Source organism: Streptomyces sp. NPDC107522 (assembly GCF_055657525.1).
The window spans coordinates 362,034-373,341 of sequence record NZ_JBVKAU010000005.1; the positions used below are offsets into that span (position 1 = coordinate 362,034).

Consider the following 11,308-nt stretch of genomic DNA (forward strand, 5'->3'; position numbering starts at 1 on the left):
GTCTACGCCATGGTGCTGATCGCAGCGGTCAGTTCTCACCCAGCAGACTGAGGAAGTCCCGGAACGCGGCCGGCATGTCCACCGACTCCGGGTCCAGCAGCCACTGGTACTGCAGGCCGTCCATGATCGCCACCAGCAGGGGAGCGGCCCGCTCCGGGGTGAGGCCGCTGGGCAGGCGCTCGCCGTACTCGGTGCGCAGCACGTCCGCCAGGTTCGAGCGCACCCGCGTGTACCGCTCGGTGAAGTACTCGCGCGCCGGATGCCCCTCCGTCACGCTCTCGCCGAGCAGCGCCGAGAAGGTCTGGATGATGGCGGGCCGCATGGCGTTGTACTCGACGATCGAAGCGATCAGCTCGACCCGCAACCGGGTGTTGGGCATCGCGTCCCACCGGTCCCGGTCCTCGAGCACCGCGACGAGCAGCGCGTCCTTGGTCGGGAAGTAGTGCAGCAGCCCCTGCTGGGTGAGCCCGACGCGCTCCGCGACCGCGGCCAGGCTCGCGCCCCGGTAGCCGCGCTCGGCGATCACCTCCAGGGCGGCCTGCACGATCTCCGCGCGGCGCTCCTCGCTCCTGACCCTCGCGTTCATGGCGCCACCGTACGGCATGGCCGTAGCACGAATATAACAGCAAGATAACGAAACCTACCGCTCTACAGGTACCCGATGCACGATGGAGGCACACCCGGACTCAACGAGGAGGCACCGCCATGGCGGGAACCCGCACCCAGGCCGATGAAGCACGCGAGGCGGTCGTCGAGGCCGCGCTCGGGCGGCTGGACCTCGACGCGAAGGCGCGGCTGCTCTCCGGCCAGGACATGTGGACCCTGCCCGCGCTGCCCGAGATCGGCCTGAAGTCCCTCGTCATGTCCGACGGTCCGATCGGCGTCCGGGGTGTGCGCTGGACCGCCGACGACCCGTCCGTCGCCCTGCCGTCGCCCACCGCCCTCGCCGCCACCTGGGACCCCGGACTCGCCCACAGGGCAGGGGTGCTGCTCGCCCAGGAGTCCCGCCGCAAGGGTGTTCATGTGCTGCTTGCCCCGACCGTCAATCTCCATCGTTCCCCGCTCGGCGGCCGTCACTTCGAGGCGTACAGCGAGGACCCGTACCTGACGGGCGCGATCGGCGCGGGCTATGTGAACGGCGTCCAGTCCGGCGGCGTCGGCACCACCGTCAAGCACTTCGTCGCCAACGACGCCGAGACCGACCGCTTCACGGTGAACAACACCGTCGGCGAACGCGCCCTGCGCGAGCTGTACCTGGCGCCCTTCGAGATCATCGTCGAGAACGCCCACCCCTGGGGCATCATGACCGCCTACAACACGGTCAACGGCACGACGATGACCGAGCACCACTACCTCGTGAACGAGGTCCTGCGCGGCGAATGGGGCTTCGACGGCTACAACGTCTCCGACTGGCTGGCCGCCCGCTCGACCGTCGGCGCGATCGAGGGCGGCCTCGACGTCGCGATGCCGGGCCCGCAGACGGTGTACGGTCCGGCCCTCGCGCAGGCCGTGCGGGGCGGGAAGGTGGCCGAGGCCAAGGTCGACGACGCCGTACGCAACGTCCTGCGGCTCGCCGCCCGCGTCGGCATCCTGGAGGGCGCCGAGCCCGTCGTCACCGAGCTCCCCGAGACCGTCGACGGCAGCGCACTGGCCCGCGAGATCGCCCGCCGCTCCTTCGTCCTGGTCCGCAACCAGGGCGGCGCCCTCCCCCTGCGACCGAAGGGCACGGTCGCGCTCATCGGCGCCGCCGCCCGCGACGCCCGGGTCCTCGGTGGTGGCTCCGCCACCGTCTTCCCCGCCCGGATCGTCTCCCCGCTCGACGGCCTCACCGCCGCCCTCCCCGAAGGCACCCTCACCTACGCCGTCGGCGCCGACCCGAACACCGAACTCTCGGTCTTCGACACACGGTTCGAGCTGCGCGCCGTGTGCCGGGACGCCGACGGCGACGTCATCGGCACCGACTCCGCGCCGGGCGGCCAGCTCAAGTGGATGGGCCCCTCGGCCCTGCCCGAAGGCGTCACCCACGAGCGGCTGCACACCGTCGAGCTGACCGGCACCTTCACCCCGCGCGAGAGCGGCACGCACACCTTCGGCATCCAGGGCATCGGCACCTTCAAGCTCACCATCGGCGGCGCGACGTACTTCGACGCCGTCCAGACCCCGCCGAAGGACGACCCCTTCATCACCTTCTTCGGCGAGCCCACGCCCCGCGCCCAGGTCGACCTGACCGCCGGCGAACCGGTCGAGGTCTCCCTCACGTACGTCGTCGAAGGCACCGACGACATCCCGATGCAGGCGGTCATCTTCGCCCTCGCCCACCAGGACCCGCAGCGCGACCCCGACGAGCTCATCGCCGAGGCCGTCGAAGCGGCACGGAACGCCGACACGGCCGTCGTCGTGGTGGCCACCACCGAGCGCGTCGAGTCCGAGGGCTTCGACCGGCAGGACCTGACGCTGCCCGGCCGCCAGGACGACCTGGTCCGCGCCGTCGCCGCCGCCAACCCCCACACCGTCGTGGTCGTCAACTCCGGCTCCCCGGTGGAACTGCCCTGGCGCGACGACGTCGCCGCCGTCCTGCTCGGCTGGTTCCCCGGCCAGGAGGGCGGCGCGGCCCTGGCGGACGTCCTCACGGGCAGCCACGAGCCGGGCGGCCGGCTGCCCACAACCTGGGGTTCCCTGACCGACGCCCCGGTCAGCCGGGTCGTACCCTCCGACGGCGAACTCCCGTACACCGAGGGCGTCTTCATCGGCTACCGCGCCTGGGAGAAGGAGGGCCGCGTCCCGTCGTACCCCTTCGGGCACGGCCTCGGCTACACCGACTGGACCTACGAGTCCGCCGAGGCCGAGCGTGAGGGCGAGGGAGCGACGGTCAGGGTCCGCGTGCGCAACTCCGGCGAGCGGGCGGGACGGGAGGTCGTGCAGGTCTATCTGGCGCCGGGCGAGCCCGACGCCGACCGTCCCGCGCGGTGGCTGGCCGGGTTCGCGGGCGTGGAGGCGGGGCCGGGAGAGGTGGCCGAGGCAGTGGTCGAGCTCCCGCGCCGTGCCTTCGAGATGTGGGACGAGGAGACCAATTCATGGACCCTTGTGAAGGGTTCGTACGAGATCCAGGCGGGCCGCTCGATCGCCGACACGAGGATCACCACGACGATTAACGTCTGATCCGGGAGAAGTACCCAGGAACAGTCCCGGTCCGGGTCCTGACGCCCGGACCGGGACTGGGGTCCTCGCTAACGCACGGAGAATCCGTACACCGTCTGCGACCGGAACACCTCGCCCGGCCGCAGCGCCGTCGTCGGGAACCCCGGCCGGTTCGGCGAGTCGGGGAAGTGCTGCGTCTCCAGCGCGATGCCGTCGCCCGGGGCGAAGGGCTCGGTCAGATGGTCGGCGGTGTACAGCTGGAGGCCGGGCTCGGTGGTCGCCACCGTCAGGACCCGCCCGGTCGACGGGTCGTACAGCTCGGCGACCTCCTCCGCACGCTCCGTCACCCCCTTGTCCAGCACGAAGTTGTGGTCGTACCCGGCGCCCACCTTCCGCGCCTGACGGAAGTCGAAGCGGCTGTCCGCGACCTCGTCCAGCGAGCCGGTCGGAATCAGGTCCGCGTCGACCGGCGTGAACCGGGAGGCGGCCAGCCGCAGTTCATGGCCGCCCGCGTTGCCGGACCGCGCTCCGGCGAGGTTGAAGTAGCTGTGGTTGGTCAGGTTCAGCACGGTCGGCGCGTCCGTCACCGCCTCGTATGCGATCCGCAGCGCCCCGTCCGCCTCCAGCGTGTACGTCGCCGCCACCTCCAGCCGCCCCGGGAACCCCTCCTCGCCGTGCGGGCTGACCCGGCTGAGCCGCACACCGTGCTCGACCGGCGTCACCTCCCAGACGCGCTTGTCGAAGCCGTGCTCGCCGCCGTGCAGGGAGTTGGGCGCGTTGTTGGGGGCGAGGGCGTACGCCAGACCGTCCAGCAGGAAGCGGCCGCCCGCGATCCGGTTGGCGTACCGCCCGATGAGGGCGCCGAAATAGGGCCCCGGGTGGGACAGATAGCCGTCCAGATCGGCGAACCCCAGCACCACGTTCGCCGCGCGCCCGTCCCGGTCGGGCACCTGAAGCGACTGCACGATCCCGCCGTACGACAGCACCCGCACCTGGACGCCCGCGCGCTCCAGGGTCCAACGGTGGACCGGCGTGCCGTCGGAAAGTGTGCCGAAGTGTTCGCTCATGAGCGGAACACTAGTTCGTGACCGTCCGGTAGGCGATCTCGGCCAGCCGTGCCTGCCCGTTCACACTCGGGTGGAACCAGTCCCACTGGCTGAGCTGCTCGGTGCCGAAGCGGAACTCGTACACCGCGCCGTCGTCGAACCGGCAGCGCCGGTCCTTCGCACAGACCTGCTCCAGCACCTTGTTGTACGCCTCGACCCGCTCCTGCACCGTCTCGCGCCGCTGGTTCGCCGCCGCGGTGAGGGAGTCGGGTTCGCTCAGCATCGACGGGCAGATGCCGAGCCCCCACACCTGCTTGCTCATCGGGTTCGTACGGCCCTGTTCCCACAGCCGCATCAGGTTCGGCACGCTCGCGACATACACCTGGGCCTTCGGCAGGGCGTCCCGCAGCGTGCCCATGGCCTCCTCGAACTGGGAACGGAAATCGGCCACCGGGGTCATCGCGTCGGTCGTGTCCCGGCAGGCGTCGTTCGCCCCCGCCATCACCGTCACCAGCTCCGGCCCGCGCGCCACCGCCCGGCTCATCTGACCGGCCAGGTCCGCCATCCGCGCCCCGGTCACGGCGTAGTTCCAGCTGTGCCCGGCCGCCTTCGCCTTCCCCAGCAGCCGAACGGCGAGACTGTCGACCCGGGGACTGCTGCCGGTCGCCCAGGAGACCTCCGGGCAGTCCGACAGCACCGAACAGGCGTCGAAACCGGTCGTGATGGAGTCGCCCACGGCCGCGATCGAGGCCGGGCTGCGGTCCCAGGCGGGGGTCGGCTTCGGGGACGGCCGCGCACTCCGCGCCTCGGTGTCGGACGGGCCCGGGGAGTTGCCGCCGACCGCGTCACAGCCTGCGACGCCCAGGACGGTCGCGGTCACGGCGGCGAAGACAGCGCGCGCAACGTGCCGTCGTGTCCGCATACCTGGTCCATCCCCTCGCCAGTCCCCGTCATGGTCTACAACCCATAACAACGCACGAGGGTTCCCGCCCGGCTCATGCAACGGCTCACACCCGTACAAGCGTCCTGCCGGGTGAATGGCGGGCGTTTCACGGCACCGGGACCGACGGTACGTCACACTCCTTGCGCCGCCGCACGGTAGCCTCGCCATCAACGTGGCTGCCCGGCCACGATCGTCCGCCAGTTCGCAAGATGTCCGCTCTGCCCGGAGGTACCGGTGACGACACGTGGAGTTCTGTACGTGCACTCCGCGCCGCGCGCGCTGTGCCCGCACGTCGAGTGGGCCGTCGCCGGGGTGCTCGGCACGCGCGTCAACCTCGACTGGATCCGGCAGCCGGCCGCCCCCGGCACCTGGCGCTCGGAGTTCTCCTGGCAGGGCGAGGCGGGCACCGCCTCCAAACTGGCGTCGGCCCTGCGCGGCTGGCACCTGCTCCGCTTCGAGGTCACGGCCGAGCCCTGCCCCACCGCCGAGGGCGAACGCTACAGCTGCACCCCCGACCTGGGCATCTTCCACGCGGTGACAGGCATCCACGGCGACATCCTGATCCCCGAGGACCGCCTGCGCGCGGCGCTGGCCCGCTCGCAGCGCGGCGAGACGGACCTGGAGGCGGAAATCGCCAAGCTTCTGGGCAAGCCGTGGGACGACGAGTTGGAGCCGTTCCGGTATGCGGGTGAGGGAGCTCCGGTGCGCTGGTTGCACCAGGTGGTGTGAAGCAGGGACACGTGAAGGGCCCCACCTTTCGAGGTGGGGCCCTTCACGTACGTATGGATGCTGCTCAGATCGTCCTGAACGCCAGCACCACGTTGTGCCCGCCGAACCCGAACGAGTCGTTCAGCGCGGCGATCCGGCCCTCAACGGGCAGCTTCCGCGCCTCACCACGGACGACGTCGGCATTCGCCTCGGCCTCCGGGTCCAGGTTCTCGACGTTGATGGTCGGCGGAGCCACCCGGTGGTACAGCGCGAGCACGGTCGCGACCGTCTCCACACCACCGGCACCACCCAGCAGATGCCCGGTCATCGACTTCGTGGCCGACACGGCCATGTGGTCGGCGTCGTCCCCGAACACCTTCCGCAGCGCCTTCAGCTCGGCGATGTCACCGGCCGGCGTCGACGTCGCGTGCGCGTTGACGTGCACGATCTCCGCCGGGTCCAGGTCGGTCCGCTCAAGGAGGTTCTGCAGGGCGTGCGAGATACCGCGACCCTCGGGCTCGGGCTGCACGATGTCGTGGCTGTCGGCGGAGATGCCCTGCCCGACCGCCTCGGCGTACACGCGGGCCCCGCGCTTGGCGGCGTGCTCGGCGGACTCCAGGACGACGACACCCGCGCCCTCACCGAGGACGAAGCCGTCACGGGCGACGTCGTAGGGACGCGAGGCACCTTCGGGGTTCTCGTTGTTCTTGGACATCGCCATCATGTTGCCGAACGCGGCGATCGGCAGCGGGTGGATGGCCGCCTCCGTGCCACCCGCGACGACGACGTCGGCGCGGCCCGTACGGATCATCTCGATGGCGTAGCCGATGGCCTCGGCGCCCGACGCGCACGCGGAGACCGGCGTGTGCACGCCCGCGCGGGCGCCCACGGCCAGACCCACGTTGGCGGAGGGGCTGTTCGGCATCAGCATGGGCACGGTGTGCGGGGAGACGCGGCGAACGCCCTTCTCCTTCAGCACGTCGTACTGGTCGAGCAGCGTCGTCACGCCACCGATGCCGGAGGCGATGACCGCGCCGAGGCGGTCGGGGTCGACGTTGGGGTCCTCGCCGGCCTTCGCCTCGAACCCGGCGTCCTTCCAGGCCTCCTGCGCGGCGATCAGCGCGAACTGCGCCGAGCGGTCCAGGCGGCGGGCCTGCGGCCGCGGGATGACCTCGGTCGGCTCCACGGCGACCGGCGCGGCGATTTTGACCGCCTGCTCGGCGGCCCAGTCCTGCTCCAGGGGCTTGACGCCGGACTTGCCGGCGATGAGGCCCTCCCAGGTAGAGGCTGCGTCGCCACCCAGCGGTGTGGTTGCGCCGATACCGGTGACGACCACGGTGCGATTGGTCGAGCTCACGGGAATTCTTTCTCCAAGGAATGGGGATTCAGCGGCGCCACCGCCGGGTGGCGGGGCAGTTCAGCCCTGGGGCCTGATCGGTGGATCAGCCCTGGTGCTTGAGGATGTAGTCGGTCGCGTCGCCCACGGTCTTGAGGTTCTTGACGTCCTCGTCCGGGATCTTGACGTCGAAGCGCTCTTCGGCGGCGACGACGACCTCGACCATGGACAGCGAGTCGACGTCCAGGTCGTCGGTGAAGGACTTGTCCAGCTGGACGTCCTCAACCGGGATGCCGGCGATCTCGTTCACGATGTCGGCGAGACCGGCGACGATCTCTTCCTGAGTGGCGGCCATCTTGGCGCTCCTTCGTTGTTTGTTCAGGGTTGTTCGGAGGGTTTTGGCGCCCGCCGCGGCAGCGGCAGGTGGTGCTGTTCCCGTGCCGGTTCGCATGATCCGGCACGGAGTGCCTAGGGGAGAGTAACGACCGTGGCGGCGTACACGAGACCCGCCCCGAATCCGATGACTAGCGCGGTGTCGCCGCTCTTCGCCTCGCCGGTCGCCAGAAGCCGCTCCATCGCGAGCGGAATCGAGGCGGCCGAGGTGTTGCCGGTGGTGCGCACGTCGCGGGCGACCGTGACGTGCTCCGGCAGCTTGAGAGTCTTCACCATCGAGTCGATGATCCGCTCGTTGGCCTGGTGAGGGATGAAGACGTCCAGGTCGTCCGAGGTGATCCCGGCCGCCTCCAGCGCCTGCTGGGCGACCTTCGCCATCTCGAACACGGCCCAGCGGAACACCGCCTGGCCCTCCTGCGTGATCGCAGGGAACTTGTCGACCTCGCCGGAGCGGTAGTCCGTCCACGGCACGGTCTGCTTGATCGTCTCGGACTTGTCGCCCTCCGAGCCCCAGACGGTCGGGCCGATGGCCGGCTCCTGGGACGGGCCCACGACGACCGCGCCGGCGCCGTCGCCGAACAGGAAGGCCGTCGCCCGGTCCTCCAGGTCGGTCAGGTCGGACAGCCGCTCGACGCCGATGACGAGGACGTACTCGGCGGAGCCCTCGACGATCATGCCCTTGGCGAGGGTGAGGCCGTAGCCGAAGCCCGCGCAGCCGGCCGAGATGTCGAAGGCGGCGGCCTTGTTCGTGCCGAGCTTGTCGGCGATCTCGGTGGCGACGGCCGGGGTCTGCTTGAAGTGCGAGACGGTCGAGACGATCACGCCGCCGATCTGCTCGGCGGAGATACCGGCGTCGGCGATCGCCTTGCCGGACGCCTCGATCGACATCGCGGCGACGGTCTCCTCGTCGTTCGCCCAGTGCCGCGTCTCGATGCCGGAGCGCGAACGGATCCACTCGTCGGACGAGTCGATCTTCTCGAGGATCACCTCGTTGGGCACGACCCGCGTCGGGCGGTAACCACCGACACCGAGGATGCGTGCGTACGGGGCGCCCTTGCTGGGCTTCAGCTTCGCCATGCTCCGGGGCTCCTTGTCAGGCGTGCTCGGCGATGAGCTCGCGAGCAGCGTCCAGGTCGTCGGGGGTCTTGAGCGCCAGGGTCTGCACACCCGGCAGCGCGCGCTTGGCCAGACCGGTCAGCGTGCCACCCGGGCACGCCTCGATCAGGGCCGTGACGCCGAGCTCCTTGAAGGTCTCCATGCACAGGTCCCAGCGGACCGGGTTGGCGACCTGCCCGACGAGGCGCTCCAGCACCTCGGCGCCGGTGGCGACCGTACGGCCGTCCTTGTTGGAGACGTAGGTGAGCTTCGGGTCGGCGGGCACGAGCTCCTTGGCGGCCTCGGCCAGCTTCTCGACCGCGGGGCCCATGTGGTGCGTGTGGAAGGCGCCCGCGACCTTCAGCGGGACGACCTTGCGCACGCCCTCGGGCTTGTCCTCGTTCAGCGCGGCGAGCTGCTCCATCGTGCCCGCGGCCACGATCTGACCGGCGCCGTTGATGTTCGCCGGGGTCAGGCCGAGCTTCTCCAGGTGCGCGACCGAGGTCTCCGGGTCGCCGCCGAGCAGCGCCGACATACCGGTCTCGGTGATCGCGGCGGCCTCGGCCATGGCCAGGCCACGCTTGCGCACCAGGGTCAGCGCGGCGGTGTCGTCGAGGACGCCCGCGTAGGCGGCCGCGGTGATCTCACCGACGCTGTGTCCCGCGACGGCGCCCGGCTGAATGTCACCGAGTGCCGCGGCGGACAGGATGCCGGCCGCGACGAGCAGCGGCTGCGCCACCGCCGTGTCCCGGATCGCGTCCGCGTCGGCCTGCGTGCCGTAGTGGGCGAGGTCCAGTCCGATGGCGTCGGACCACGCGGCGACGCGGTCGGCGGCACCGGGGAGTTCGAGCCAGGGGGTCAGGAAGCCGGGCGTCTGGGCGCCCTGGCCGGGAGCGACGAGTACGAGCACTCTCACACTCTCTCTTGGGGACGGCCGACGCCGCCCGTGGGGACAAGGACGAAGAACGCGAGGGGGTTTTGTGGGCCCCCGACAAAACCCTAGAGCTGAAGATCTCCATCCACCAGACGCCCCAGGATCAGCGCGATGCGCAAAGTGAACGCAGAGCGTACATCGGACGGCGACCAGCCGGTGACGTCAGTCACACGTCGAAGCCGGTAGCGCACGGTGTTGGGATGCACGAACAGCATCCGCGCGGCGCCCTCCAGACTGCTCGCCTGCTCGAGATAGACGGAGAGCGTCTCCAGGAGAGCCGACCCGGCCTCCTCCAGCGGTCTGTAGATCTCCTCCACCAACTGCTCGCGCGCACCGGGATCCCCCGCGATGGCACGTTCCGGAAGCAGATCGTCCGCGAGTACCGGCCGCGGGGCGTCCTGCCAGGCGGAACACGCCTTCAGCCCGGCGGCCGCGGCCTGCGCCGACCGTGTCGCGGCCAGCAGATCCGGCACGACGGGCCCCGCGACGACGGGCCCGGCGGCAAACGGCCCGATGAGCGGCTTGGCGACGGCGAGCGGGTTGTCGCTTCCGCCCGCGATGACGACGAGCCGGTCCCCGAGCACGCCGGTCAGCACCTGCAACTTGGCATGCCGGGCGGCCCGCCGGATGGCCTCGACGGTCAGCTCGGAGTCCCCGTCGGGTGCGGTGCCGAGCACGACGCAGACGTGTTCGGGGGAGTTCCAGCCGAGTGCGGCGGCGCGGCTGACCGCCCCCTCGTCGGCCTCCCCGCTGAGCACGGCGTTGACGACGAGCGACTCCAGCCGAGCGTCCCAGGCACCGCGTGCCTCGGCGGCCTGGGCGTAGACCTGCGCGGTGGCGAAGGCGATCTCACGGGCGTACACGAGCAGGGCTTCGCGCAGCACGCTCTCGTCACCCGGCGCCGCCACCTCGTCGATGGCCGACTCCATGACCTCGATGGTCGTGCGCACCATCTCGACGGTCTGGCGGAGGGTGATGGCGCGGGTCAGCTCGCGGGGCGCGGTCCCGAACACGTCGGTGGAGATGGCCTGGGGCGCGTCGGGATGCCGGAACCACTCGGTGAAGGCGGCGATACCGGCCTGGGCGACGAGACCGATCCAGGAACGGTTCTCCGGGGGCATGGCCCGGTACCACGGCAGCGTCTCGTCCATCCGCGCGATGGCCTGCGCGGCGAGAGAACCGGAGGACTTCTCGAGCCGCTTCAGGGTCGCGGCATGGGGGTGGACGTCGTGCGCGGCGGCTTGGGACTTACGGGCTTCGGGTTCGGGCACGGGGACAAGACTGCCTTATCGGGACGGGTGTGCGTGCCGGAGGGGTGGTGACGTGCCTCGTAGCTCGGTTGGCTGTGTGGTGCTTTTTGTGGCTGGTGTGCTGAATGTCTGGCTCGGTCGCCTTCGGGGCGCCACATGTCGGTGTCGAGAGCACGACCGTGCTCGGCGCTGCGCGCCTCCGCGCGCTCGTACTCTCGACACCGACGCGCCCCTACGGCTCCCTCGCGGCCGGTGTCGTCGGCCCAGTGCGGGTTGGTGGGCTCTTGCCCGGCGTCATGTGGGGGCAGTGCGGTTGGGTGGGCTCTTGCCCGGCGTCATATGGGGCAGTGCGGTCGGGTGGCTCTTGCTCGGCGTCATGTGGGGGCAGTGCGGTTGGGTGGGCTCTTGCCCGGCGTCATATGGGGCAGTGCGGTCGGGTGGCTCTTGCTCGGCGTCATGTGGGGG

Annotated in this window: 10 protein-coding genes; 2 read left to right on the forward strand and 8 right to left on the reverse strand. The window is 70.7% G+C overall.

Going from position 1 to position 11,308, the window contains the following annotated elements:
* Positions 1–28: 28 nt before the first annotated feature.
* On the reverse strand, positions 29–604 hold the full coding sequence (locus ACZ7L6_RS18795) for a TetR/AcrR family transcriptional regulator (RefSeq protein WP_471925169.1): 576 nt from the start codon (positions 602–604) through the stop codon (positions 29–31).
* A gap of 101 nt (positions 605–705) precedes the next feature.
* Between ACZ7L6_RS18795 and ACZ7L6_RS18800 the strand changes: the two genes are divergently transcribed.
* The gene (locus ACZ7L6_RS18800) at positions 706–3,159 is read left to right on the forward strand and encodes a beta-glucosidase (RefSeq protein WP_471925171.1); all 2,454 of its coding nucleotides are present in this window, start codon (positions 706–708) and stop codon (positions 3,157–3,159) included.
* 68 nt (positions 3,160–3,227) lie between these two features.
* Here ACZ7L6_RS18800 and ACZ7L6_RS18805 read toward each other — a convergent pair whose 3' ends face one another.
* Complete coding sequence (locus ACZ7L6_RS18805) at positions 3,228–4,205, reverse strand: aldose epimerase family protein (RefSeq protein ID WP_471925173.1); 978 nt, start codon at positions 4,203–4,205, stop codon at positions 3,228–3,230.
* Between the two features lie 10 nt (positions 4,206–4,215).
* Positions 4,216–5,106: an SGNH/GDSL hydrolase family protein gene (locus tag ACZ7L6_RS18810; protein ID WP_471925175.1), complete on the reverse strand. Its 891-nt coding sequence runs from the start codon at positions 5,104–5,106 to the stop codon at positions 4,216–4,218.
* A 255-nt stretch (positions 5,107–5,361) separates the two neighbouring features.
* Here ACZ7L6_RS18810 and ACZ7L6_RS18815 point away from each other — a divergent pair, with 255 nt between their 5' ends.
* The gene (locus tag ACZ7L6_RS18815; protein ID WP_194046559.1) at positions 5,362–5,856 is read left to right on the forward strand and encodes a DUF3145 domain-containing protein; all 495 of its coding nucleotides are present in this window, start codon (positions 5,362–5,364) and stop codon (positions 5,854–5,856) included.
* Between the two features lie 64 nt (positions 5,857–5,920).
* On the opposite strand, the gene fabF is transcribed toward ACZ7L6_RS18815, so the two are convergent.
* The 5 genes from fabF to fasR all read right to left on the reverse strand — a co-directional run bounded on the left by fabF (position 5,921) and on the right by fasR (position 10,864).
* Positions 5,921–7,192: a beta-ketoacyl-ACP synthase II gene (gene fabF / locus ACZ7L6_RS18820; protein WP_471925177.1), complete on the reverse strand. Its 1,272-nt coding sequence runs from the start codon at positions 7,190–7,192 to the stop codon at positions 5,921–5,923.
* An 85-nt stretch (positions 7,193–7,277) separates the two neighbouring features.
* Positions 7,278–7,526: an acyl carrier protein gene (locus tag ACZ7L6_RS18825; RefSeq protein ID WP_004001566.1), complete on the reverse strand. Its 249-nt coding sequence runs from the start codon at positions 7,524–7,526 to the stop codon at positions 7,278–7,280.
* A 113-nt stretch (positions 7,527–7,639) separates the two neighbouring features.
* Complete coding sequence (locus tag ACZ7L6_RS18830; RefSeq protein ID WP_471925179.1) at positions 7,640–8,641, reverse strand: beta-ketoacyl-ACP synthase 3; 1,002 nt, start codon at positions 8,639–8,641, stop codon at positions 7,640–7,642.
* A gap of 16 nt (positions 8,642–8,657) precedes the next feature.
* Positions 8,658–9,569, reverse strand: a complete 912-nt coding sequence (locus ACZ7L6_RS18835; protein WP_471925693.1) for an ACP S-malonyltransferase — start codon at positions 9,567–9,569, stop codon at positions 8,658–8,660.
* Positions 9,570–9,658: 89 nt separating this feature from the next.
* Complete coding sequence (gene fasR, locus ACZ7L6_RS18840) at positions 9,659–10,864, reverse strand: fatty acid biosynthesis transcriptional regulator FasR (protein ID WP_471925181.1); 1,206 nt, start codon at positions 10,862–10,864, stop codon at positions 9,659–9,661.
* Between the last annotated feature and the right edge of the window lie 444 nt (positions 10,865–11,308).